19 protein-coding genes and 2 pseudogenes are annotated in these 24046 nt (G+C 61.5%); 9 read left to right on the forward strand and 12 right to left on the reverse strand.

Features of this window, described 5'->3' with window-relative positions; genetic code table 11:
- The 4 genes from ptsP to BFQ04_RS15425 form a co-directional block, all read left to right on the forward strand.
- A partial coding sequence (gene ptsP, locus BFQ04_RS15410; protein ID WP_065951569.1) for a phosphoenolpyruvate--protein phosphotransferase occupies positions 1 to 1108 on the forward strand: 1108 nt, incomplete at its 5' end.
- A complete protein-coding gene (gene pfkB, locus BFQ04_RS15415; protein ID WP_065951570.1) occupies positions 1109 to 2029 on the forward strand; it encodes a 1-phosphofructokinase in 921 nt (306 codons plus the stop codon).
- An 11-nt stretch (positions 2030 to 2040) separates the two neighbouring features.
- Positions 2041 to 3744, forward strand: coding sequence for a PTS fructose-like transporter subunit IIB (locus tag BFQ04_RS15420; protein ID WP_065951571.1), 1704 nt, complete (start codon positions 2041 to 2043; stop codon positions 3742 to 3744).
- Between the two features lie 193 nt (positions 3745 to 3937).
- Entirely contained in the window at positions 3938 to 5479 is a 1542-nt protein-coding gene (locus BFQ04_RS15425) for an alkaline phosphatase D family protein (RefSeq protein ID WP_065951572.1), read from the forward strand.
- A gap of 131 nt (positions 5480 to 5610) precedes the next feature.
- Here BFQ04_RS15425 and BFQ04_RS15430 read toward each other — a convergent pair whose 3' ends face one another.
- The gene (locus BFQ04_RS15430; protein WP_065951573.1) at positions 5611 to 8148 is read right to left on the reverse strand and encodes a PepSY domain-containing protein; all 2538 of its coding nucleotides are present in this window, start codon (positions 8146 to 8148) and stop codon (positions 5611 to 5613) included.
- A gap of 61 nt (positions 8149 to 8209) precedes the next feature.
- Here BFQ04_RS15430 and BFQ04_RS29845 point away from each other — a divergent pair.
- Positions 8210 to 8296 (forward strand): annotated as a pseudogene (locus BFQ04_RS29845) (CopG family transcriptional regulator); the annotation flags it as partial.
- Positions 8296 to 8409 (forward strand): annotated as a pseudogene (locus BFQ04_RS28665) (type II toxin-antitoxin system RelE/ParE family toxin); the annotation flags it as partial. The pseudogenes BFQ04_RS29845 and BFQ04_RS28665, both read left to right, overlap by 1 nt.
- A gap of 65 nt (positions 8410 to 8474) precedes the next feature.
- Here BFQ04_RS28665 and BFQ04_RS15435 read toward each other — a convergent pair.
- From BFQ04_RS15435 to BFQ04_RS15455, 5 genes are all read right to left on the reverse strand, one after another.
- Positions 8475 to 9638, reverse strand: a complete 1164-nt coding sequence (locus tag BFQ04_RS15435; RefSeq protein ID WP_003188470.1) for a type III PLP-dependent enzyme — start codon at positions 9636 to 9638, stop codon at positions 8475 to 8477.
- Between the two features lie 474 nt (positions 9639 to 10112).
- Entirely contained in the window at positions 10113 to 11270 is a 1158-nt protein-coding gene (locus BFQ04_RS15440; protein WP_005784718.1) for an osmoprotectant ABC transporter ATP-binding protein OsmV, read from the reverse strand.
- Positions 11267 to 11920 carry an ABC transporter permease gene (locus BFQ04_RS15445; RefSeq protein ID WP_057726112.1) on the reverse strand — a complete coding sequence of 218 codons (654 nt, stop codon included), beginning with the start codon at positions 11918 to 11920 and terminating at the stop codon, positions 11267 to 11269. Before BFQ04_RS15445 ends, BFQ04_RS15440 begins: the two co-directional genes overlap by 4 nt.
- A 12-nt stretch (positions 11921 to 11932) precedes the next feature.
- A complete protein-coding gene (locus BFQ04_RS15450) occupies positions 11933 to 12826 on the reverse strand; it encodes a glycine betaine ABC transporter substrate-binding protein (protein WP_065951574.1) in 894 nt (297 codons plus the stop codon).
- 37 nt (positions 12827 to 12863) lie between these two features.
- Entirely contained in the window at positions 12864 to 13616 is a 753-nt protein-coding gene (locus tag BFQ04_RS15455; RefSeq protein WP_371914509.1) for an ABC transporter permease, read from the reverse strand.
- 296 nt (positions 13617 to 13912) lie between these two features.
- Here BFQ04_RS15455 and BFQ04_RS15460 point away from each other — a divergent pair, with 296 nt between their 5' ends.
- The 3 genes from BFQ04_RS15460 to BFQ04_RS15470 all read left to right on the forward strand — a co-directional run bounded on the left by BFQ04_RS15460 (position 13913) and on the right by BFQ04_RS15470 (position 16770).
- Positions 13913 to 15496, forward strand: coding sequence for a peptide chain release factor 3 (locus BFQ04_RS15460; RefSeq protein ID WP_065883636.1), 1584 nt, complete (start codon positions 13913 to 13915; stop codon positions 15494 to 15496).
- Positions 15497 to 15791: 295 nt separating this feature from the next.
- A complete protein-coding gene (locus BFQ04_RS15465) occupies positions 15792 to 16211 on the forward strand; it encodes a hypothetical protein (RefSeq protein ID WP_065951575.1) in 420 nt (139 codons plus the stop codon).
- A 313-nt stretch (positions 16212 to 16524) separates the two neighbouring features.
- Entirely contained in the window at positions 16525 to 16770 is a 246-nt protein-coding gene (locus BFQ04_RS15470) for a hypothetical protein (RefSeq protein WP_083217995.1), read from the forward strand.
- 200 nt (positions 16771 to 16970) lie between these two features.
- Here BFQ04_RS15470 and BFQ04_RS15475 read toward each other — a convergent pair whose 3' ends face one another.
- The 6 genes from BFQ04_RS15475 to BFQ04_RS15500 all read right to left on the reverse strand — a co-directional run bounded on the left by BFQ04_RS15475 (position 16971) and on the right by BFQ04_RS15500 (position 24000).
- A complete protein-coding gene (locus tag BFQ04_RS15475) occupies positions 16971 to 17942 on the reverse strand; it encodes a peptide ABC transporter ATP-binding protein (RefSeq protein ID WP_057724522.1) in 972 nt (323 codons plus the stop codon).
- Positions 17942 to 18910, reverse strand: coding sequence for an ABC transporter ATP-binding protein (locus tag BFQ04_RS15480; protein WP_065951577.1), 969 nt, complete (start codon positions 18908 to 18910; stop codon positions 17942 to 17944). Before BFQ04_RS15480 ends, BFQ04_RS15475 begins: the two co-directional genes overlap by 1 nt.
- Positions 18911 to 18920: 10 nt before the next feature.
- Complete coding sequence (locus BFQ04_RS15485) at positions 18921 to 19832, reverse strand: ABC transporter permease subunit (RefSeq protein ID WP_005784738.1); 912 nt, start codon at positions 19830 to 19832, stop codon at positions 18921 to 18923.
- Between the two features lie 10 nt (positions 19833 to 19842).
- Positions 19843 to 20853, reverse strand: a complete 1011-nt coding sequence (locus BFQ04_RS15490; RefSeq protein ID WP_003171721.1) for an ABC transporter permease subunit — start codon at positions 20851 to 20853, stop codon at positions 19843 to 19845.
- Positions 20854 to 20929: 76 nt separating this feature from the next.
- A complete protein-coding gene (locus BFQ04_RS15495; protein WP_065951578.1) occupies positions 20930 to 22525 on the reverse strand; it encodes an ABC transporter substrate-binding protein in 1596 nt (531 codons plus the stop codon).
- 80 nt (positions 22526 to 22605) lie between these two features.
- Positions 22606 to 24000 carry an OprD family outer membrane porin gene (locus BFQ04_RS15500; RefSeq protein ID WP_065951579.1) on the reverse strand — a complete coding sequence of 465 codons (1395 nt, stop codon included), beginning with the start codon at positions 23998 to 24000 and terminating at the stop codon, positions 22606 to 22608.
- Positions 24001 to 24046 lie beyond the last annotated feature (46 nt).

Below are 24046 nucleotides of genomic sequence, written 5' to 3' on the forward strand. Positions count from 1 at the left end.
CCGCGCGCTTGGCATTCCCGCGCTGGTCGGGGCCGGCGCGGCGGTATTGCTGTTGAGCGCCGGTACACCCTTGTTGCTCGATGGCCAGCGCGGCCGCCTGCACGTCGACCCCGATGCCGCCACCCTGCAACGCGCGACCGTTGAGCGCGACACTCGCGAGCAACGCCTGCAAGCCGCCTCTGCGCAACGCCATGAACCGGCGCTGACCCGCGACGGCCACGCGGTGGAAGTGTTCGCCAATATCGGCGAAAGCGCCGGAGTGGCCGCGGCGGTGGAGCAGGGCGCCGAGGGTATCGGCCTGTTACGCACCGAGCTGATTTTCATGGCCCACCCCCAAGCCCCGGACGAAGCCACCCAGGAAGCCGAATACCGGCGCGTACTCGACGGCCTCGACGGGCGCCCGCTGGTGGTGCGCACCCTCGACGTGGGCGGCGATAAACCGCTGCCGTACTGGCCGATTGCCGAGGAAGAAAACCCGTTCCTCGGTGTGCGCGGCATTCGCCTGACCCTGCAACGCCCGCAGATCATGGAAGCGCAACTGCGCGCGCTGTTGCGTTCGGCAGACAGCCGGCCGTTGCGCATCATGTTCCCCATGGTCGGCAGCGTGGATGAATGGCGCGCCGCCCGCGACATGACCGAGCGTCTGCGCCTGGAAATCCCGGTGGCCGACCTGCAACTGGGGATCATGATCGAAGTGCCTTCGGCCGCGCTGCTGGCGCCGGTACTCGCCCGGGAAGTCGACTTTTTCAGCGTCGGCACCAACGACCTGACCCAATACACCCTGGCCATCGACCGTGGGCACCCGACGCTGTCGGCCCAGGCCGATGGTCTGCACCCGGCCGTGCTGCAACTGATCGACATCACCGTGCGTGCCGCCCATGCCCATGGCAAATGGGTCGGCGTGTGCGGTGAGCTGGCGGCGGACCCGCTGGCGGTGCCGGTGCTGATTGGCTTGGGTGTGGACGAGTTGAGCGTGTCGGCGCGCAGCATCCCCGAAGTGAAGGCGCGGGTGCGTGAATTCAGCCTGAGCCAGGCCCAGGGCCTGGCGCAACAGGCACTCGCGGTGGGTTCGCCCGCCGAAGTACGTGCTCTAGTGGAGGCCGTGTAAATGGCAAGGATTTTGACCCTGACGCTGAATCCGGCGTTGGACCTCACGGTACGCCTGGCGCGCCTGGAACCCGGTGCAGTCAACCGCAGCGAAACGCTCATCACCCATGCCGCCGGCAAGGGCGTGAACGTGGCGCAGGTGCTGGCGGACCTCGGCCACGAGGTCAGTGTGGGCGGCTTTCTCGGCGCGGATAATCCCCAGGCGTTCGAGGCGCTGATCGCCAGCCGTGGGTTTGGCGATTCGTTCATCCGCGTGCCGGGCGAAACCCGCAGCAATATCAAGATTGCCGAGCAGGATGGCCGGGTCACCGACATCAATGCTCCGGGGCCGTTGGTGAGCGCGCAGGCGCAGGAAGAACTGCTCAAGATGATCACGCTCGTCGGCCCCGAATTCGATGCGGTGGTGGTCGCCGGCAGCTTGCCGCGTGGCGTGAGCCCGCAATGGTTTCAGGCCCTGATCGAGCAATTGAAAAACCTCGGTTTGAAAGTGGCCCTGGACACCAGCGGCGAAGCCTTGCGCGCCGGCTTGAAGGCAGGCCCCTGGATGGTCAAGCCCAATACTGAAGAGCTTGCCCAGGCTTTGGATAACGCCACGGATGCCATCCGCCAGTTGCATCAACAGGGTGTGGAACACGTGGTGGTCTCGGACGGTGCCGCCGGCGTGAGCTGGTACAGCTCGGGTGCGACCGTGCAGGCCACGCCGCCCAAGGTGACGGTTGCCAGCACCGTAGGCGCCGGCGACTCGCTGCTGGCGGGCATGCTCCACGGCCTGCTGCGCGACGAAGCGCCCGAGCAGACCCTGCGCCGCGCCACGGCAATTGCCGCGATGGCGGTGACGCAAATCGGTTTCGGCATCAGCGATGACGCGCAGTTGGCGCGCCTCGAAAGCGGCGTCGATGTGCGCACGCTGACAGAACAATAAGAGGGTTTGTGATGAAGTTAGCCATTGTTACCGCCTGCCCGAACGGCATGGTCACCAGTGTGCTGTGCGCGCGCTTGCTGGACGCCGCCGCACAGCGCCAGGGCTGGAGCACCAGTGTCGAAGTGGTGGACGTGCAACGCCCGGACAGCCAGTTGTCCCAGGCGACCCTCGATGACGCCGAATGGGTGTTGCTGGTCAGCAGCACGCCGGTGGATATGCACCGCTTTGTCGGCAAACGGGTGTTCCAGAGCACGCCGGCCCAGGCGCTGGCGGATGTCGACGCGGTGTTGCGTCGGGGCGCCGAGGAGGCGCAGGTGTATGTGGCGACCGAGGCGCCGGCTGGGAAGGCCCCGCGCATAGTCGCGATTACCGCTTGCCCGACCGGCGTTGCCCATACATTCATGGCCGCCGAGGCCTTGCAGCAGACCGCCAAGCGCCTGGGCTACGACTTGCAGGTCGAGACCCAGGGCTCGGTCGGTGCGCGCACGCCGCTGAGTCCGCAGGCCATCGCCGATGCCGACGTGGTGCTGCTGGCGGCGGATATCGAAGTCGCCACCGAGCGCTTTGCCGGCAAGAAAATCTACCGCTGCGGCACCGGCATTGCCCTCAAGCAATCGGAAGCCACCCTCAACAAGGCGCTGGCCGAAGGCGCGGTGGAAAGCGCCGGCAGCGGCGCAGTGGCCAAGTCGGAGAAAACCGGCGTGTACAAACACCTGCTCACCGGGGTGTCGTTCATGCTGCCGATGGTGGTGGCGGGCGGTTTGTTGATTGCGTTGTCCTTTGTGTTCGGCATCCATGCCTTCGAGGAAAAAGGCACCCTGGCGGCGGCGCTGAAAACCGTCGGCGACCAGGCGTTCATGCTGATGGTGCCGTTGCTCGCGGGCTACATCGCCTACTCGATTGCCGATCGTCCCGGCCTCGCGCCGGGCATGATCGGCGGCCTGCTGGCGGGCACGCTGGGTGCCGGGTTCATTGGCGGGATCTTCGCCGGTTTCCTGGCCGGCTACAGCGTCAAGCTGATCTCGCGGGCGGTGCGCTTGCCGCAAAGCCTGGAGGCGCTCAAGCCGATCCTGATCATCCCGTTGCTGGCCAGTTTGTTCACCGGCCTTGCCATGATCTATCTGGTCGGCCCACCGGTGGCCCGCTTGCTGACCGGGCTGACGGATTTCCTCAGCACCATGGGCACCACCAACGCGGTGCTGTTGGGCATCCTGTTGGGCGGCATGATGTGCGTCGACCTGGGCGGCCCGATCAACAAGGCGGCGTATGCGTTTTCCGTCGGCCTGCTGGCGGCGTCAAGCGGGGCGCCGATGGCTGCGACCATGGCCGCCGGCATGGTGCCGCCGATTGGCATGGGCATCGCGACGTTCCTGGCCCGGCGCAAGTTCGCCCAGACTGAACGCGAAGCCGGCAAGGCCGCGATGATTCTCGGCCTGTGCTTTATCTCCGAAGGCGCCATTCCGTTTGCGGCCAAGGACCCGCTGCGGGTCATCCCGGCCAGCATTGCCGGTGGTGCGCTGACGGGGGCACTGTCGATGTACTTCGGCTGCAAACTGGCCGCGCCTCACGGCGGGTTGTTTGTGCTGGTGATTCCGAATGCGATGAATCATGCGCTGCTGTATCTGCTGGCGATTGTAGCCGGCAGTGTGCTGACCGGTGTGGTGTATGCGCTGATCAAGCGGCCGGAAGCGGCGGAGTTGGCCGTCACTGCCTGATGCGGTAAAAAAATGTGGGAGGGGGCTTGCCCCCGATAGCGGTGTGTCAGCCAGTACATCTGGTGCCTGACACACTGCCATCGGGGGCAAGCCCCCTCCCACATTTGATCCTCAGTGTCTGTGAGGGCGGTGTCATATCTGCTTCATCCGGCCATGCTTAAGTGGCCCTTTTGATACTCAAGAGGGCACTCGCATGAGCCACTTCGATCTCGGCCGTCGCCGCGTGATGCAAGCTGTCGGTGCCGGCCTGCTGCTGCCGGGCCTGGCGCCGGCGGTGATTGCGTCGGTCAAGGACCGCCCGCTGCTCACCGACGGTGTGCAATCAGGCGATGTGCTCGGTGACCGCGCAATGATCTGGAGCCGCAGCGACCGCCCGGCGCGGATGGTGGTGGAGTGGGACACCCGCAGTGTGTTCAGCAACCCACGCCGACTCGTCTCGCCGCTGGCCGATAACCGCAGCGATTTTACCGCCCGCGTCGAACTCACCGGGTTGCCCGCCGACCAGGCGATTTTCTACCGCGTGCATTTCGAAGACGCCCAGACCGGCATCGCCAGCGAGCCGTGGTTCGGCCACCTGCGCAGCGTGCCGCAACAGCGGCGCGACATCCGTTTTGTGTGGAGTGGCGACACCGTCGGGCAAGGCTTCGGCATCAACCCGGACATCGGCGGCATGCGCATCTATGAAGCCATGCGCTTGCGCCTGCCGGACTTTTTTATCCACAGTGGCGACACCATCTACGCCGACGGCCCGGTACCGGCGCAACTGGCCACCGAAGGTGGCCGCATCTGGCGCAACATCACCACCGAAGCCAAGAGCAAAGTCGCCGAAACCCTGGATGAATACCGCGGCAATTACCGCTACAACCTGTTGGATGAAAACGTGCGCCGCTTCAATGCCGAGGTGCCGCAGATCTGGCAGTGGGACGACCACGAAGTGATCAACAACTGGTCGTCGAGTAAACAGTTGGATGAGCGCTACCAGACTCGCGACATCAACACCCTGGTCGGCCGTGCGCGCCAGGCCTGGCTGGAATATTCACCGATGCGCCGGCAAAGCGCCGACGCGGGCGGGCGGATTTATCGCAAGCTCGGTTATGGTCCGCTGCTGGACGTGTTCGTGCTGGACATGCGCAGTTATCGCGGCCCGAACGACGACAACCTGGGCGGCGAAAAGCCTTTCCTCGGCCGCGAGCAACTGGACTGGCTCAAGCGCGAACTCAAGGCGTCCCGGGCGCAGTGGAAAGTGGTCGCAGCCGACATGCCTATCGGCCTGGGCGTGCCCGACGGTGAAGTCAGCCCCGGCGTGCCACGCTGGGAAGCGATTGCCAACGGCGATCCCGGCCCGGCCCAGGGGCGTGAGCTGGAAATTGCCGAACTGCTGGGGTTCCTGCGCGCACACAAGGTGCGCAACCACGTATGGCTGACCGCTGACGTGCACTACTGCGCGGCGCATCACTATCACCCGGACCGGGCGGCGTTCCAGGATTTCGAACCGTTCTGGGAGTTCGTCGCGGGGCCGTTGAATGCGGGGAGCTTCGGGCCCAATCCGTTGGACAAGACCTTCGGACCCGAGGTGGTGTTCGAGAAGGCACCGCCGGCGCAGAACACCTCGCCGTTTGCCGGGTTTCAGTTTTTCGGCGAGGTGCAGATTGATGGGCAGACGGCGGAGTTGACCGTTATTTTGCGCGATCTGGATGGCATCTCGGTGTTCGAGCAAAAACTGCAGCCCGCTTGACCTGGAACGCGGTTAAAACTGTGGGAGGGGCTTGCCCCCGATGGCGGTGGGTCAGTCATTGATCAATGACTGTCAGACCGCTATCGGGGGCAAGCCCCCTCCCACATTTGGTCTTCAGTGTCGGTAAGGGATCAGTACACATCCCGGCGATAGCGGCCTTGTTCGATCAGGCGCTCCACTGCTTCACTGCCGAGGATGTCCACCAACGCCTGGTCCACACCCGTGGCCATGCCCTGCAAACTGCCGCATACATAAATTGCCGCGCCATCGGCCAGCCATTTGCGCAGCACATCGGCGGACTCACGCAGGCGATCCTGCACGTAGATTTTTTCCGCCTGATCCCGCGAGAACGCCAGGTCCAGCAGGGCCAGGTCACCACTGGCCAGCCAGCCTTGCAGTTCTTCCCGGCACAGGTAGTCGTGGGCGATATGGCGTTCGCCGAACAGCAGCCAGTTACGCTGCCGGCCGTCGGCAATGCGCGCCTTGAGCAGGCTGCGCAGGCCGGCGAGCCCGGTGCCGTTGCCCAGCAGGATCAGCGGCACTGGCGCATCGGGCAGATGGAAGCCGCTGTTGCGGCGCAGGCGCAGGCTGATGCCCGAGCCGATGACGGCGTGTTCAGTCAGCCAACCGGAGCCCAGGCCCAGGCTGCCGTCCGGATGACGCTCCTGGCGCACGATCAGCTCCAGCACGCCATCACTGGCGATCGAGGCGATCGAGTATTCGCGCATGCCCAGCGGCACCAGCGCATCCACCAGTGCCTGGGCATGCAGGCCGACCAGGTGGGTGCGGTTGTGCGGCAACTGGCGCGTGGCCAGGGCTTGATCGAGGGTATGCGCTACGCCGTCGATCACCACACCGTCACTGCCGATCAACCCCAAGCCGTCAAGGAAATGTGCGATGGCCCACGGGCAATTGCGCGGCAGGATTTCCACCAGGTCACCGGCCAGCCAACCGCTGGGCGAGGGCGGCGTGAGGCCCAACAGGTACACGGGGGCACCGACGCTGTCAGGGTTGAGCAGGGTGCGTTGACTCAAGGTCCAGTGTTCAAACTGGGCCGTCTGCCAGGCCGCCGCCGGCGCGTGTCCGGTGAGCTGGCCGAGCTGTTGTTGCCAGGTCAGCAAGGCCTCTGTGTCGCCGCTGTCGACTTCCACCGGCGCAAACAGCGGGTTACCGCCCTGATGGGTCAGCCAGAAATTCAGGCGTCGGGCAAAGCCGCAAAAGTGCGCGTACTGGCGGTCGCCCAGGGCCAGCACCGAGTAGTTCAAGCCTTTGAGGGACAGATCCTGGCCGAGCACGCTGCGCTCAAAGCCACGGGCGCTGTCGGGCGCTTCGCCGTCGCCGAACGTACTGACCACGAACAACGCCTGTTGCGCCCGGCTGAGGTCATCGCGGCTGACGCTGCCCAGGGGTTGCACCTTCACCCCAAGCCCTGCAGCCTGCAATTGCCCGGCGGTCTGCCAGGCCAACTGTTCGGCAAAGCCGCTCTGGCTGGCAAAGCCGATCAACCAGGCCGGTGCGTCGCTGTGGCTGTCCACCAGGCCTTTGCGCGCGTCACGCACCTGGCGTTTTTTGCGGCGACGGTCCAGGTACAGCAGCCAGCCGGTGATAAAGAACAAGGGCATGAGCAGCGCGCTCACCGTGAGCACAATTCGCCCGACCAGCCCGAAATAACTGCCGGTGTGCAGCGCATAGACACTGGTCAGCAACTGCGCCTTGAGGCTCTTGCTGGCGTAACGCTCATGGGACGTGACCTCGCCGGTGACCGGGTCGAGGTTGATCTGGTTCAGCGCACGGTCATGGGGCGAGCTGTCAAGCAGGTAATACACGGTGGCCGGTTGCCCGGCGACGGCTGGCAGGCGGATGTTGTAGGCGCTCAAGCCAGGGCCGGCGTTGCTGTAGATGCTGCTCCAGATGGCCTCGTAGTTGGTCTCGTAGTTGGCCACCGGCGCAGGGCCTGCGGGCGGCGGGCCGCGCTTGCGCAGGCGCTCGTTCTGCGGCGCATCGGACAGCAGTTGGGTCACGCCACGGCTGTACCAGTCGTAGGACCAAAACAGCCCGGTCAGCGCTGCCAGCAGATAAAACAGCAGGCACCAGGTGCCGAACACCGAGTGCAAATCCCAATTGAAGCTGCGGCCCTTTTTACGCCAGTCCAGGGTCAGCCACACACGCCAGTTCCTGACCTGGCGCGGCCAGCGCAGGTACAGGCCGGAAAGGCAGAAAAACAGCAGGATCAGGGTGCAGGCGCCGGTGATGTTACGGCCTGTTTCGCCGATGGCGAGGAAGCGGTGCAGCTGCAGGATGAAGCCGAATACGTCCTGGCCGACGACGTCACCCAGGTAGTCGCCGGTATACGGATCGAAGTAACGCAACGGGCCACGCTGCTCGCCAGGCGGCGGGGTAAAGGACACGCGGGCGGCTTTGCCGCTGTGGTCTTCCACCCACAGCATGGCCACGCGCTTGCCTTCGGCGGCTTCCAGCTTGCGCACCAGCTCGGCGGGCGGCAGCACGCCGGCTTCGCGTTTCTGCACGTTCAGTACCGTGGGGTTGAGCGCGCGCAGGATTTCATCCTGGAACGAGTACGCAGCCCCGGTGATCCCCATCAAGGCCAGCACCAGCCCGGCCGTGATGCCGAAGAACCAATGCAACTGGAACAGGGTTTTCTTCAACACGTCAAAGCGCCTCGCTTAGCTGGATAGAGGTATCACGGCGCGCATTATGCCGTGAGTTGCCGATGGGGGGCGTGTGATTGATCACCAGGCAGTGCAGGCCTGGGCCGATAGCCTGGGCATGGACTCGCCGCTACCGGTTCCGCGCTGATGGCGCTGAAGTGGACAAGTAAAGCCTTATCCGACTTGGCTCGATTGTACGACTTCCTCTCTGTGGTGAACCGCCAAGCTGCCGCGCGCACCGTGCAGGCACTGTCCCGGGCGCTGAAACTGCGGAGCACGCACAAAAAAGCCCATGAAACGTCATGGGCTTTTTAGTTGCAGCCGTCTTACACGTAGAACGATTTCAACGGCGGAAACCCATTGAACTCAACCGCGCTGTAGCTGGTGGTGTAGGCACCGGTCGACAGCCAGTACAAGCGATCGCCAATCGCCAGGTTCAGCGGCAGGCCGTACTTGTAGTTCTCGTACATGATGTCGGCGCTGTCGCAGGTGGGGCCGGCGATGACCACTTCTTCCATCTCGCCTTTCTTCTCGGTCCAGATCGGGAACTTGATGGCTTCGTCCATGGTTTCGATCAGGCCGGAGAACTTGCCCACATCCGTGTATACCCAACGCTCGACGGCGGTACGCGACTTACGCGCTACCAGCACCACTTCGCTGACCAGGATACCGGCGTTGGCGATCAACGAACGGCCCGGCTCCAGGATGATTTCCGGCAGGTCGTCACCGAAGTCTTCCTTGAGGAAGCGGATGATTTCTTCAGCGTAGGTTTCCAGGCTGTTGGTGCGGGTGATGTAGTTGGCCGGGAAGCCACCGCCCATGTTGATCAGCTTCAACTCGATGCCGTCTTCTTCTTTCAGGCGCTCGAAGATCACTTTGACCTTGGCGATCGCCGCGTCCCACACGCTGATGTCGCGCTGCTGGGAGCCGACGTGGAACGAGATGCCGTACGGCACCAGGCCCAGGTCGCGGGCGAGGATCAGCAGGTCCATGGCCATGTCGGTCTGGCAGCCGAACTTGCGCGACAAAGGCCAATCGGCCGTGGTCGAGCCTTCGGTGAGGATGCGCACATAGACTTTCGAGCCCGGCGCGGCCTTGGCGATGTTGCGCAGGTCGGCTTCGGAGTCGGTGGAGAACAGACGCACGCCCTTCTCATAGAAGTAGCGGATGTCTTTGGATTTCTTGATGGTGTTGCCGTAGCTGATACGGTCGGCGCTGACGCCACGGTCCATGACCTTGTCCAGCTCGTAGATCGAGGCGATGTCGAAGCTCGACCCCTTGTCTTTCAACAGGTCGATGATCTCGACGGCCGGGTTGGCCTTGACCGCGTAATACACCTTGGCGAATTCGAAACCGGCGCGCAGGTCATCGTAGGCCTGGCTGATCATCGCGGTGTCGATCACCACGAACGGGGTTTCCTGTTTGTCGGCGAACGCCTTCATTTTGTCAAAGGTGGCGCGCGCGAAATAATCTTCGACGTTGATCGACATGCTGGGAACTCCTAAGGGCAAACTGTATTAATCAATGGGCGCAAATGAACGTCCTCCGTATCCCCACTTTGGTTCGCCTACTTCCCAAGGCATGTCGCCGAAAGCAAAAAGGCCATGGGATACGCGTCCCTTGGCCTTGCTGTCTCGTCGTCAGTACTTGAGCCGGATGGATCGTTTCCAGCATGGACGTTCGGCGCGAACTTTAGGGCTTGACGGGCGTGGGATCAACTAAAAATGTCGCGTTTTTGCACGCGTTCGTCGCGCGACCCCGTGCAGCTACTTATGTAACCGACCGGTGTGACGGATTGATGTTCCCCGGATGGGGCAAATCGACTGTATTTCCCTGACTCACCGTGGGGCAAATGTGGGAGGGGGCTTGCCCCCGATAGCGGTGGGTCAGTCAAATAGTTATCAACTGACCCTCCCTCATCGGGGGCAAGCCCCCTCCCACATTTTGACCTGTGTCGCGTCAGGTCAGGCCAGGGCGGTCTCGGCCGGGGAGACGATGCTGGTCTTGCCGCCACGGGACTTGCCGGAACTCAGGTACTCGGCAATCGACTCCTGGGTCACCTCACCCAGGAACACCCGCTCGGCATCCATCACCGGCAACCATGAACGGTTGAACTCGTACATGCGCGACAGCAGGATGCGCAAGTGCTCGTCATACGCGGCCGTGGCGTTGAACTCGCGCAGGTACTGGCCGCAGGTACCGGTCTGACGGTGCAGGTCGCGACGGCGTACATAGCCCAGCGCCTTGTTCTCGGCGCAGGTGACCACCACATAGCGGCGGTCGTGCTCATCCATCAGCTCCAGCGCATCGGCCACCGGCGTTTCCGGGCTCACCGACGGCGCGTTGTCCGCCGCGTCTTCGGCCTTCACCAGCAACAGGCGCTTGAGGGTACTGTCCTGGCCGACGAAGTTGCTGACAAACTCGTCCGCCGGGTGCGCCAGCAGCGTATCGGGATGGTCGATCTGCAGCAGCTTGCCGGCGCGGAAGATCGCAATCTTGTCGCCCAGCTTGATGGCCTCGTCGATGTCGTGGCTGACCATGATCACGGTCTTGTTCAGCGCACGCTGCATTTCGAAGAACTCGTTCTGGATCATCTCGCGGTTGATCGGGTCGACCGCGCCGAACGGTTCATCCATCAGCAGCAACGGTGCGTCGGCCGCCAGGGCGCGAATCACACCGATGCGCTGTTGCTGGCCACCCGACAACTCACGCGGGTAGCGGTGCAGGTACTGCTTGGGTTCGAGCTTGATCATGCTCATCAGTTCGCGGGCGCGGTCGTGGCATTTCTGCTTGTCCCAGCCGAGCAGCTTGGGCACCACCACGATGTTTTCTTCGATGGTCATGTTCGGGAACAGGCCGATCTGCTGGATCACGTAGCCGATGTTGCGACGCAGGGTCACTTCATCCAGGTCGGTGGTGTCTTCGCCGTTGATCAGGATCTTGCCCGAGGAGGGCTTGATCAGACGGTTGATCATCTTCAGCGTCGTACTCTTGCCGCAGCCCGAAGGACCGAGGAATACGCAAATTTCGCCTTCGTTGACGGTCAGGCTTACATCGTTGACGGCGGTGACAGTCTTGCCGTTGCTTTGAAAAGTCTTGGACAGGTTTTGAAGTTCGATCATTTGAGCAATCCTTTTGGAGTCAGCGAGCGTTGCAGCCATTGCAGAAGCAGGTCGGCGAAGATGGCCAGGAGACTGACCAGCACGGCGCCGACAATCAGCATCGACATGTCGCTGCGGCTGATGGAAGCCAGAATAAGTACACCCAGGCCACCGGCGCCGATGGTGGCGGCGATGGTCATCACACCGATGTTCATCACCACGGCGGTGCGCACGCCGGCGAGGATCACCGGTACGGCAATCGGCAGTTCGACCATGCGCAGGCGCTGGCCGAAGGTCATGCCGATACCTTTGGCGGCCTCGCGAATGCCCGGCTCGACACCGGTGAGCGCCAGGTAGGTATTACGCATGATCGGCAGCAGGGAGTAGAGGAACACGGCGGTAATCGCCGGCATCGGCCCCAAGCCCTGGCCGAACTTGGAGTAGAACGGCAGCAGCAGGCCGAACAGGGCGATGGAGGGCACTGTGAGCAATACCGTGGCGCTGGCTTGCAAGGGGCCGGCGAGTGTCGGGTAGCGGGTCATCAGCACGCCCAGGGGCACACCGACGACAATCGCGAGGATCACAGCGATACCGACCAGGGTGATGTGCTGCCAGGTCAGGTGCAGGACCTGGGCCCAATCAAGATGGGAAAAGGCGTTCAAAAATTCCATGTCTTCTCCTCGTTAGTTGATTGGATGTTGGCGCAGGAAATCGGCGGCAACGGCGGACGGGCTTTCATGGTCGACGTCGACCCGTGCATTGAGCTGGCGCATGGTTTCGTCGTCGAACAGCGTGGCCAAAGGCTTGAGCTCGGCGGCCAGTTGCGGGTGCTGGTCGAGGTATTCCTGGCGGATCACCGGGGCAGCGGTGTAGTCCGGGAAGTAGTGTTTGTCGTCTTCGAGCAGCTTCAACTTGAACGCGTTGAGGCGACCGTCGGTGGTGTAGACCAGGCCGGCAAACACCTGGCCATTACGCAACGCGGTGTAGACCAGGCCCGCGTCCATCTGCCGGGTGTTCTTGCGCGTCAGGTTCATCTCGTAGAGCTTGACCATGCCCGCCAGACCGTCGGAGCGGTTGGCGAACTCGGTGTCCAGGGCGACCAGGCGGTGTGCCTTGGTGTCTGCGGCCATGGCTTGGGTGAGATCGCTGATGCTGTTGATCTCGGGATGTTCCTGAGCAACCTTCTCCGGCAACGCCAGAGCGTAGGTGTTGCTGAAGCGCGATGGCGACAACCAGACCAGGCCCTTTTTCGCGTCGAGTTCCTTGACCCGTGCGTAGGACTGTTCGCTGTCGAGCTTCTCGTCGATGTGGTTGTAAGCCACCAGCGACACGCCGGTGTATTCCCAGATCAGATCCAGTTGCCCGCTTTCCTGGGCGCTGCGCGCCAGGTTGCTGCCCAGGCCGCCGGTCACGCGGGCGTCGTAGCCCTTGGTGCGCAGGTATTGGGAGGTGATTTCGGCCAGCAGGGTCTGTTCGGTGAATACCCGGGCGCCGATGCGAATCACCGGTTTTTCAGCGGCGTGCGCAGTACCTGCAAACAGCAGGACGCAGCCTAATATCAAGCTTAGTGTTTTCATGTGAGTTCCTGTTTCAGGCCTAAAACGTGGCCAAGCCTCAAGACGGACGTAACCCGCGTTCCAGCCAGAGGCGGCTGGCCATGGTCACCAGACCATCAAGCAGCAATGCGAGCAGCGCGGTGCAGGCGGCGCCGAGCAGCAGTTGCGGCTGGTTGTTCAGGGCAATGCCGGGGAAGATCAGGCTGCCCAGGCTGTTGGCACCGATCAGGAACGCCAGCGGCGCGGTACCGACGTTGATCGCCAGGGCCACCCGTACACCACCGATGATGATCGGCACGGCATTGGGCAATTCCACGCGAAACAGCACCTGGCGCGGGGTCATGCCGATGCCGGTGGCGGCTTCCTTGAGTGAGCCCTGCACATTTTTCAGGCCTTCGTAGGTGTTACGCACGATGGGCAGGAGAGAGGCGAGAAACAACGCGAAGATGGCCGGGCCGCTGCCGATGCCGAGGACGCCGAGGGCGATGGCCAGTACGGCCAGGGGAGGGACGGTGTTGCCGATGTTGAAAATCTGCATGAAGCGTTCTGCGCGCCCGACCATGTTCGGTCGACTGAGCAGGATACCGGCGGGGATCCCCACAATCAGGGCGGCCAGCATGGAGACCAGGACGAGAATCAAATGAGCTTGCAGGTAAAACAATAAATCGTCGCGGTACAATTCGATCGTGTTGATGCCGATCCAATGGACCAGCAGGGCCAGGAGCGCGACGACAACCGCTGCTCCTATAAGCCCTTTGCCATAGCGAATAGCCACAGGCGGACTCCTTTTTTCTTCTGTCGACGAACACATTCACGCGTGGCACGCCATTGCTGGCTGTCAGCGAAATGTGATCGCGAAATGCAGCTCGCCAATGCCGTCAAAAGCGGCATGAGTTCGAGCCATAAGCGCAGCCTCGTCAGGCTAACTTGCTGATTTTCCAGCCCCTGTTCCGAGTGCGTAAGCAGGGGAGTGGACGTCTCTACCTTTTAAAAGGTTCCACACTTGGGAGCATTTAGCCACCCCCAATGGGCTCAACGGTGGTCCGTGCCCTCGCGTTTGCGCTATACTCGCCGCCCTTTTTTGACTCACCTGCCAGGCGATTTCCCATGACCCACCAGGCCGCCGAAGTCGCGAAACGCCGCACTTTCGCCATTATTTCCCACCCCGATGCCGGTAAAACCACCATCACCGAAAAGCTGTTGCTGATGGGCAAGGCAATTGCGGTGGCCGGCACGGTGAAATCGCGTAAATCCGACCGCCATGCGACATCCGACTGGATGGAAATGGAAAAGCAACGGGGTATTTCCATTACCACCTCGGTCATGCAGTTTCCGTATCGCGACCACATGGTCAACCTGCTTGATACCCCGGGCCACGAAGATTTCTCCGAAGACACCTACCGCACCCTGACGGCAGTGGACTCGGCGCTGATGGTGCTCGACGGCGGTAAAGGCGTCGAGCCACGCACCATCGCGTTGATGGACGTGTGCCGGTTGCGCGACACACCGATTGTCAGCTTCATCAACAAACTCGACCGCGATATCCGCGATCCCATCGAGCTGCTGGATGAAATCGAAGCCGTTCTGAAGATCAAGGCCGCGCCGATCACCTGGCCGATTGGTTGCTACCGCGACTTCAAGGGCGTGTATCACCTGGCCGATGACTACATCATCGTCTACACCGCCGGCCACGGGCATGAGCGCACCGATGTGAAAATCATCGAAAAGCTCGACTCCGACGAAGCCCGCGCCCACCTGGGCGACGAGTACGACCGCTTCGTCGACCAGCTGGAACTGGTGCAGGGCGCCTGCCATGAATTCAACCAGCAGGAATTCCTCGACGGTCAGTTGACTCCGGTGTTCTTCGGCACCGCCCTGGGCAACTTCGGCGTCGACCACGTGCTCGACGCCGTGGTGAATTGGGCACCGAAGCCCTTGGCCCGTGTCGCCAACGAGCGCACCGTGGAACCGGTCGAAGAGAAATTCACCGGCTTCGTGTTCAAGATCCAGGCGAACATGGACCCCAAGCACCGCGACCGTATCGCCTTCATGCGTATCTGCTCCGGCCGCTACGAAAAGGGCATGAAGATGCGCCACGTGCGCACCGGCAAGGACGTACGCATCGGCGACGCCCTGACGTTCTTCTCCTCCGAGCGTGAACAGCTCGAAGAAGCCTACGCTGGCGACATCATCGGTTTGCACAACCACGGCACCATCCAGATCGGCGACACCTTCACCGAAGGCGAAGCGCTGGGCTTCACCGGTATCCCGCACTTCGCTCCGGAACTGTTCCGCCGTGTACGCCTGCGCGACCCGCTCAAATCCAAGCAACTGCGCCAGGGCTTGCAGCAGTTGGCGGAAGAGGGCGCCACCCAGGTGTTCTTCCCCGAGCGCAGCAACGACATCATCCTCGGCGCCGTCGGTGTGCTGCAGTTCGATGTGGTCGCCAGCCGCTTGAAAGAGGAATACAAGGTTGAATGCTCCTACGAGCCGATCACCGTGTATTCGGCGCGCTGGATCGAGTGCAGCGATAAGAAAAAACTGGAAGAGTTTTCCAACAAGGCCGTGGAAAACCTGGCGGTGGATGGCGGTGGTCACCTGACCTACCTGGCCCCGACCCGGGTCAACCTGGCGCTGATGGAAGAGCGCTGGCCGGATGTGAAATTCCGCGCGACCCGCGAGCACCATTGATTCAGGGCTCTCATCTTGAGCAACTAGTTAAAAACCCTAAAGATTTTACCTTTAGGGTTTTTTTTTGACTTCGTAAGCGCCTATAAGTCAACTGTGAAGTTTGACAGTAGATTCTTATCGTGTTCAGCCGTTAGATAGACCAGGAGAAGAATGTAAGAACGGTTCTGCTTCTTGAACAGGCAAGGTCGTGTGGCCTACCGTCAGTGCTTATAAGTAGACGTTCAACAGCATGTTTTTGGTTTGGGATTTGAACGCACAGATCTTTCTATCAGTTACCTGGCATGGAGATTGGATCATGGTCAGTCATGAGGAAGAACAGATACACAATGCCACTGGATACTTTGAATATCGTTTTGAAAACGGGGAGCTGGTAATCCCGCCGTATAAGTACGTATATCTTGCAGAGGGGCCGCAACCGATTCTACCGATATTCAAAGGTCGGGATACTGAGAACGGTATTCGTGAAACGGGCTTTACCTTTACATTCGACTCGTATGACTTTTGGGGTGTCGATATTCCTGTCGGTCAGGGATTCCGTGTGGATCATTATGTAGTAGGGGGGCGTACTGAAGTTACGTCGGGTTCTGTGACTGGAATGATAAATTCCTCAGAGAAATCCGGATTTTTTAAGTTTGATCTCCATGTGGATGTTCAGGGCTCGCCAAGACGCGTCGAAGGGTTCTTTATATTGAAGCAGAACGTTACTGTATTATAGTCTCGAAAGGTTCTCTCGCCTGGTTCCAGCATTGGGCAATCAGGTGATGATGGAAGGTGAGCACCATTAAGATCTTGGCGGTTGAGAGAAGGGCGAAGCTGTAATGGCTTCGCCCTTTTTTCGGCATTTGAAATGCAATCAACTGTGGGAGGGGGCTTGCCCCCGATGGCGGTGTATCAGTGACATGTAACGGCCTGGCCCACTGCTATCGGGGGCAAGCCCCCTCCCACATTCTGATCTCTGTAAGGCTGGGAATTGGCGAGAACCCTGCATCGGGTCTAGCGTTCACACACTGACTGCGAAGGAGTCCACCGTGCGAAAGGTTCGATACGTTATTTGTCTGATGCTATTGGCAGGCCCACTGCTGACAACCGTCCCGGCACTGGCCGGCGATGGCACCCCCCAGTGGAAGGACACCGGCCCCGTCACCAAGAAAAAGGCCAACGAGGTCAATTCCGGCAGTTGGAAACCGCAGCCCCAGCCCACAGACGTTAAAGATCCGGAAAACCCGATCAACGAAGGGGAAGACAGTGTGACCTTCGACGACGGCGAAACCTGAGACGCCGCGCTAACCCGAAAAAAAGAAGCCCCTCCCGCCAGGCTGATGCGCAACCTGACGGAAAGGGCTGTAGAACTCACTGACGCCGCATCACCCCTGTAGGAGCGAGCTTGCTCGCGAAGAACGCAAGGGCACTGTGATTAACCAGATGCCCGCGTAATTGTTGACGTTTTTCGCGAGCAAGCTCGCTCCTACATGATTCAGGCCACGAACTGCTCCGCATAGTGGCAAGCCACCTGCCGATTATCCAACGGCCGCAACAGCGGCTCCTCGGTGCTGCAGCGCGCCGTCGCATACGGGCAGCGCTTGTGGAACGCGCAGCCAGGTGGCGGATTCAGCGGGTTGGGCAATTCGCCGACGATCTTGATCTTCGGCTTGTTCGGGTCCGGGTGAATGGTCGGGGTGGCCGACAGCAGCGCCTGGGTGTACGGGTGCAGGGGACGGGCGTAGATGTCTTCCTTGGGGCCCACTTCCACCGGGCGGCCGAGGTACATCACCATCACGTCGTCGGCGACGTGCTGCACCACCGCCAGGTTGTGGGAAATGAACACGTAGGCGGTGTTGAATTCCTGCTGCAAATCCATGAACAGGTTGAGCACCTGGGCCTGGATCGACACGTCCAGCGCCGAGGTCGGTTCGTCCGCCACCAGCACCTTGGGTTGCAGCATCATCGCCCGGGCCAGGGCGATACGCTGGCGCTGGCCACCGGAGAACATGTGCGGGTAGCGCTGATAATGCTCGGGGCGCAGGCCCACTTGCTTCATCATCGCCTGCACTTTTTCGCGGCGTTCGGCGGCGGACAGGTTGGTGTTGATCAGCAGCGGCTCGCCGAGCTGATCACCGACCTTCTGGCGTGGGTTCAACGAGGCGTAGGGGCTCTGGAACACCATCTGCACGTCTTTGCGCAATTGCTTGCGCTGGGCCTTGTCGGCACCGGCGACTTCCTGGCCAGCGATTTTAAGCGAGCCCGAAGACGGTTCTTCGATCAGCGTGAGGGCGCGGGCCAGGGTGGACTTGCCGCAACCCGATTCGCCCACTACGGCGAGGGTCTTGCCGGCTTCGAGTTCGAAGGACACACCATTAAGGGCACGCACCGTGGCGTGGCCCTTGAACAGGCCACGGGACACTTCGTAGTGACGGGTCAGGTCGCGGGCGGTAAGAACGACGGCCATTACGCCACCTCCTGGTTCAAGGGGTAGAAGCAGCGCGCAAGGCTGTTGGTTTTCGGATCAAGGCTTGGGCGCTGAGTGCGGCAGTTTTCCTGCACGTACGGGCAACGCGGCGACAGCAGGCAACCCTGCGGACGGTCATAGCGGCCCGGCACGATGCCCGGCAGGGTGGCCAGCCGCGTGGCGCCCAGGCTGTGTTCCGGAATCGCCTTGAGCAGCGCTTCGCTGTACGGGTGCGCCGGGATATCGAACAGTTGCGGCACCTGGCCAACTTCCACGGCCTGGCCCGCATACATTACGCATACGCGCTGGGCGGTTTCAGCCACTACCGCGAGGTCATGGGTGATCAGCACCAGGCCCATGTTCTGTTCTTTCTGCAGGGCCAGCAGCAGGTCCATGATCTGCGCCTGGATGGTCACGTCCAGGGCGGTGGTCGGTTCGTCGGCGATCAGCAGTTTCGGCTCGCCGGCAATCGCCATGGCGATGGCTACGCGCTGGCTCATACCGCCGGAGAGTTGATGCGGGTAGGCATCCATACGGCTGGCGGCGCCCGGGATTTCAACTTTTTCCAGCAGTTCGATGGCCCGTTTGCGCGCTTGCCGGCCAGACATTTTCAGGTGCAGGCGCAGCACTTCTTCAATCTGGAAACCCACGGTGTAGCTGGGGTTCAGCGCGGTCATCGGGTCCTGGAACACCATCGCCAGGTCTTTGCCGACGATCTGGCGGCGCTGGCGGTTGCTCAGCTTGAGCATGTCCTTGCCGTCGAAATTCAGCGCATCGGCCGTCACGATGCCGGGATGCTCGATCAGGCCCATCAGCGCCATCATGGTCACGGATTTACCCGAGCCCGACTCGCCAACGATTGCCAGGACTTCGCCTTTGTCGACCGAAATGTCGAGGCCATCGACCACCGGCACGGCGGTCTTGTCGCCGAAGCGCACATTGAGATTCTTGATTTCTAACAGTGACATGGGAATCTCCTCAGGCGGCGTTCTTGAGTTTCGGGTCCAGCGCGTCGCGCAGGCCGTCACCCATCAAGTTGATTGCCAGCACGCTGAGCAAAATGGTCAGACCCGGCAGGCTCACGACCCACCAGGCGCGTTCAATGTAGTCACGGGCCGAGGCCAGCATGGTGCCCCACTCAGGCGTTGGCGGTTGGACGCCAAGGCCAAGGAAGCCCAGGGCCGCGGCATCGAGAATCGCCGAGGAAAAGCTCAGGGTCGCCTGTACGATCAGCGGCGCCATGCAGTTGGGCAGCACGGTGATGAACATCAGGCGTGGCAGGCCGGCACCGGCCAGGCGCGCGGCAGTCACGTAGTCGCGGTTCAACTCGCCCATTACCGCAGCGCGGGTCAGGCGCACGTAGGAAGGCAGCGACACGATGGCGATAGCAATTACGGTGTTGATCAGGCCAGGGCCGAGGATCGCGACAATCGCCACAGCCAGCAGCAGCGAGGGCAGGGCCAGCATGATGTCCATCAAACGCATGATGGTCGGGCCGAGCAGCCGCGGGAAGAACCCGGCGAACAGGCCAAGGAGAATGCCCGGAATCAGCGACATCACCACCGACGACAAGCCGATCAGCAGCGACAGGCGCGAACCCTGGATCAGGCGCGAGAGCAGGTCGCGGCCCAGTTCGTCGGTGCCGAGCAGGAACTGCATCTGCCCGCCTTCCAGCCACGCGGGCGGGGTGAGCAGGAAATCGCGGTATTGCTCGCTCGGGTTATGCGGTGCAACCCACGGTGCGAAGATTGCGCAGAACACGATCAGCAGCATGAACAGCAGGCCGGCAACCGCGCCTTTGTTCTTGGAGAAGGCTTGCCAGAATTCTTTGTACGGGGACGGGTACAGCAGGCTCTGATCGACTGCTGACACTGGAGTAGAGGTAGTCATGGTCATGATCTCAGCGCTGGTGACGGATGCGTGGGTTGGCGAAGCCGTAGAGGATGTCCACCACGAAGTTCACCAGGATCACCAGGCAGGCGATCAACAGAATGCCGTTCTGCACCACCGGGTAGTCCCGCGCGCCAATGGCTTCGATCAGCCATTTGCCGATGCCGGGCCACGAGAAGATGGTTTCGGTCAGTACGGCGCCGGCCAGCAGCGTGCCGACTTGCAGGCCGACCACGGTCAGCACCGGGATCAGCGCGTTGCGCAGGCCGTGCACGAACACCACGCGCGCCGGCGACAGGCCCTTGGCCTTGGCGGTGCGTATGTAGTCCTCACGCAGTACTTCGAGCATCGACGAACGGGTCATCCGCGCGATCACTGCCAGCGGGATGGTGCCCAGCACGATGGCCGGCAGAATCAAGTGGTGCAAGGCGTCCCAGAACGCGTCCGGCTCATCGGCCAGCAACGTGTCGATCAGCATGAAACCGGTGCGTGGCTCGATGTCGTAGAGCAGGTCGATACGCCCGGAAACCGGGGTCCAGCCCAGGCTCACCGAGAAGAACATGATCAGGATCAGGCCCCACCAGAAGATCGGCATCGAATAGCCCGCCAGGGAGATGCCCATCACCCCGTGGTCGAACAGGGACCCTCGCTTGAGTGCCGCGATCACCCCGGCCAGCAGGCCCAGAATACCGGCGAACAACAGGGCGGCCATGGACAGTTCCAGGGTCGCCGGAAAGAGTGCGGTGAACTCGGTCCACACGCTGGTGCGGGTGCGCAGGGATTCGCCGAGGTCGCCCTGGGCAAGTTTGCCCACATAGTCCAGGTATTGCGCATACAACGGCTTGTTCAAGCCAAGGCGTTCCATTGCCTGGGCATGCATTTCGGGGTCAACCCGCCGCTCGCCCATCATGACTTCTACGGGGTCGCCTGGAATCATGCGAATCAACGCAAAGGTCAGCAACGTGATGCCGAAGAACGTGGGGATCAATAACCCCAGTCGGCGGGCAATAAAACTAAACATCTTGGTGTATACCTCAATCAGCCGGTTAGGCAGGTTCGGCGCCGTCAATAGCGACGGCGCCGAGCGTTTTTCTTATTTACTTCACCTGGGTGGTGGCGAAGTTATTGTTCGTCAGAGGGCTTTGGGTATAACCCTCGACGTTCTTGCGCATGGCGGTAAACATTTTCGGGTAAGCCATTGGAATCCATGGCTGATCCTTTTCAAACACATCCAGGGCTTGTTCATAGAGTGCGGCGCGCTCAGCGGGTTCAGCGATGGCGCGGGCCTTGTCGATCAAGCCTTGAAATTCTTTGTTACACCAGCGGGCGTAGTTTTCGCCGTTTTTCGCCGCATCGCAACTCAGGTTTGGGGTGAGGAAGTTGTCCGGGTCCCCGTTATCCCCGGCCCAGCCGGCGGAAACCATGTCGTGTTCGCCGGCTTTGGCGCGCTTGAGCATCTCGCCCCATTCCATGACCTTGATATTGACCTTCAGGCCAATCTGCGCCAGATCCGCCTGCATGCGCTGCGCGCCGAGCATCGGGTTGGGATTGGTCGGGCCACCGCCGTTACGGGTGAACAGCGTGAACTCGGTGCCTTCCGGTACGCCGGCTTCCTTGAGCAGGGCGCGGGCTTTGTCGAGGTCGCGGGGCGGGTTCTTGAGCTTGTCATTGAAGCCCAGCAAGGTCGGTGGATACGGGCCGGTGCCGACGACTGCGTTGCCTTTGCCGTACAAGGCGTCGGTGTAGCCGGCCTTGTCGAACGCAATGTTGATCGCGTGACGTACCCGTGGGTCGCTCATGTACTTGTGGGTAGTGTTCAGGGCGGTGTAGCTGGTGGTCATGGCCGCCAGCTCATCCACTTTCAGGTTCGGATCTTTCTTGATACTCGGCAGATCATCCGGCTTGGGATAAAGCGCGATTTGGCATTCGTTGGCCTTGAGCTTTTGCAGGCGCACATTGTTGTCGACCGCAATGGCCAGGATCAACGGGTCGGCCGGCGGCTTGCCACGGAAGTATTCCGGGTTGGCCTTGAAGCGCACCTGAGCGTCTTTCTGATAGCGGATGAAGATGAACGGGCCGGTGCCGATCGGCTTGCTGTTGAGTTCGTCGGTCTTGCCGGCGGCGAGCAGCTTGTCGGCGTATTCGGCGGAGTGGATAGCGGTGAACGGCATTGCGACATCGGCCAGGAACGGTGCTTCAGGGCGCGTCAGGGTGAAGACCACGGTGTGGTCGTCAACCTTCTCGACACTCTTGAGCAGTTCCTTGAAACCCATGCTTTCAAAATAAGGGAAACCGGTGGTGGACTTGTTATGCCACGGGTGTTTCGGGTCCAACTGGCGCTGGAAGCTCCACAGCACATCGTCGGCATTCAAGTTGCGCGTGGGCTTGAAGTAATCGGTAGTGTGGAACTTGACGTCGTCGCGCAGGTGGAACGTATAGGTCAGGCCGTCATCACTGATGTCCCAGGACTTGGCGAGCGCTGGAACCACTTCGGTGGTGCCGGGCTTGAAGTCCACCAGGCGGTTGAACATGGTTTCGGCAGCGGCGTCAGCGGTCACGGCGGTGGTGTACAGGACCGGGTCGAAACCTTCCGGGCTGGCTTCGGTGCAGACCACCAGCGGTTTGGCCGAAACGCCGATCGCCACGCTCAGCAGCGCAGCGGCCATGGCAGCTTGTAACGGGAGCATTTTCATTCAGAGCCCTCTGCAATCGATGGAGCCAGAAACGCGAAGACGGCGGGCTCGTCCTGAGCCCGCCGCTTACCTGGCGCTAATTAAAGAATGTTGAACGGGATGGTGGTGACCAGACGGAACTCTTTGATGCTGCCGTCGGACTGGAACTCGCTGCCACGGTGCTCAACATACGTTGCGCGCACGGTAGTGGCTTTGAGTGGGCCGCTTTGCAGGGCGTAAGAGGCGCCTACACCGTATTCCTGGTGTTTCTCGCCGTCCTGGGACTGAATGCCGTCGTAGGCGAACTTGGCGCGACCGTTGTTGCCGGTGTAGTGAGTACCGTCGATGCCCCAGCCGCGGGCCGAGTAGGCGTTGAACTTCAGGCCTGGCACGCCGTATTCGGCCATGTTGATGGCATAGGCGATCTGCAGCGATTTCTCGTTCGGGCCGTTGAAGTCAGACGTCAGGGAGTTGGCCAGGTAGATGCCGTTGGTTTCGTGCAGGTAGTCGAAGTACTCGTTACCGTTCACTTGCTGGTAGCCGAAGGTCAGGCTGTGGGCCTGGTGAGTCAGGCCCAGGGACAGGGAGAAGGTATCGTTGTCGATTTCCCCCATCTCTTTTTTGCCTTCATCGACCGTCTTGTAGTAGTTGAAGCCGGTGGTCAGGCCCAGTTGTTGAGCGTCGCCCAATTCGTGGGTGGCGCCGAAGTAGTACTGGTTCCAGAAGTCCTTCACGTTGGCGGCGAAGAAGCTGGTCTTCAGGCTTTTCAGCGGCTGGTAGTTCACACCCAGGGTGGAGACTTTGTCGGTTTCTGCGCCGTTGCCGTATTCGCTGCGGAATTTCGACAGGCTCTGTTCGCTACGCGGGGAAACGCGGTCAAACACGCCGCCCTGGAACGACAGGTTGCTGAACTCTTCGCTGTTGAAGCTCACACCCTGGAAGCTTGAAGGCAGCGCACGGTTGCCGATGGTGTCGACGATGCCGCTGCTGAAATTCTGGCGACCGGCGGTCAGTGTGGTGTTGGACACGCGGAACTGCACGTTGGCCAGGCCCAGTTTGCTCCACTGGTCGACGGCGTCACCGTTGGAATCGGCCAGGGTGCGGTTGGAGCCGCCCTTGATATCACGCTTGCTGCGGTCCAGGACCAGCGCGTTGTACACCGCCACTTCGGTCTTGACGCCGACAGTGCCCTGGGTGAAACCCGAGCTGGCGTTGAGGATGGTGCCCTGCACCCAGTTGGTACGGTTGCGGTCGGTCAGGGTTTGGCCATGCTTCTGGTAAGCGAAGGTGCCCCCACGGTATTTGCTTTCATGGGAGTACCAGTTACGCGTGGTGCCGCCCAGGCTGAAATCTTCGATGAAGCCCTTGGCCTCGCTTTGGGCGCTGGTGCCGGCCAGAGTGGTAGGAACGAAGTCCTGGCTCTGCGTTTCAGCGTAGGCGGTGGCCGTGATGCTGCTGATGGCCAGGGCCAGAAGCGCTTTGCTGCTCAGTTTCATGGGTGAAGCTCCTTTGGTTCTCTTTTTTATGCCGGTCTTTTTAGGT

The sequence above is a fragment of the Pseudomonas sp. 37 R 15 genome, assembly GCF_900004865.1.
Classification (GTDB): Bacteria; Pseudomonadota; Gammaproteobacteria; order Pseudomonadales; family Pseudomonadaceae; genus Aquipseudomonas; species Aquipseudomonas fluorescens_AM.

Bases quoted from the DNA above. Each gene is read 5' to 3' on its own strand.
- BFQ04_RS15480 (WP_065951577.1), bottom strand. From the start codon at position 18,910: ATGTCACTGTTAGAAATCAAGAATCTCAATGTGCGCTTCGGCGACAAG.
- BFQ04_RS15445 (WP_057726112.1), bottom strand. From the start codon at position 11,920: ATGGAATTTTTGAACGCCTTTTCCCATCTTGATTGGGCCCAGGTCCTG.
- BFQ04_RS15495 (WP_065951578.1), bottom strand. From the start codon at position 22,525: ATGAAAATGCTCCCGTTACAAGCTGCCATGGCCGCTGCGCTGCTGAGC.
- BFQ04_RS15485 (WP_005784738.1), bottom strand. From the start codon at position 19,832: ATGACTACCTCTACTCCAGTGTCAGCAGTCGATCAGAGCCTGCTGTAC.
- BFQ04_RS15435 (WP_003188470.1), bottom strand. From the start codon at position 9,638: ATGTCGATCAACGTCGAAGATTATTTCGCGCGCGCCACCTTTGACAAA.
- BFQ04_RS15475 (WP_057724522.1), bottom strand. From the start codon at position 17,942: ATGGCCGTCGTTCTTACCGCCCGCGACCTGACCCGTCACTACGAAGTG.
- BFQ04_RS15455 (WP_371914509.1), bottom strand. From the start codon at position 13,616: ATGTGTTCGTCGACAGAAGAAAAAAGGAGTCCGCCTGTGGCTATTCGC.
- BFQ04_RS15465 (WP_065951575.1), top strand. From the start codon at position 15,792: ATGGTCAGTCATGAGGAAGAACAGATACACAATGCCACTGGATACTTT.
- BFQ04_RS15490 (WP_003171721.1), bottom strand. From the start codon at position 20,853: ATGTTTAGTTTTATTGCCCGCCGACTGGGGTTATTGATCCCCACGTTC.
- BFQ04_RS15500 (WP_065951579.1), bottom strand. From the start codon at position 24,000: ATGAAACTGAGCAGCAAAGCGCTTCTGGCCCTGGCCATCAGCAGCATC.
- BFQ04_RS15425 (WP_065951572.1), top strand. From the start codon at position 3,938: ATGAGCCACTTCGATCTCGGCCGTCGCCGCGTGATGCAAGCTGTCGGT.
- BFQ04_RS15420 (WP_065951571.1), top strand. From the start codon at position 2,041: ATGAAGTTAGCCATTGTTACCGCCTGCCCGAACGGCATGGTCACCAGT.
- pfkB (WP_065951570.1), top strand. From the start codon at position 1,109: ATGGCAAGGATTTTGACCCTGACGCTGAATCCGGCGTTGGACCTCACG.
- BFQ04_RS15460 (WP_065883636.1), top strand. From the start codon at position 13,913: ATGACCCACCAGGCCGCCGAAGTCGCGAAACGCCGCACTTTCGCCATT.
- BFQ04_RS15440 (WP_005784718.1), bottom strand. From the start codon at position 11,270: ATGATCGAACTTCAAAACCTGTCCAAGACTTTTCAAAGCAACGGCAAG.
- BFQ04_RS15450 (WP_065951574.1), bottom strand. From the start codon at position 12,826: ATGAAAACACTAAGCTTGATATTAGGCTGCGTCCTGCTGTTTGCAGGT.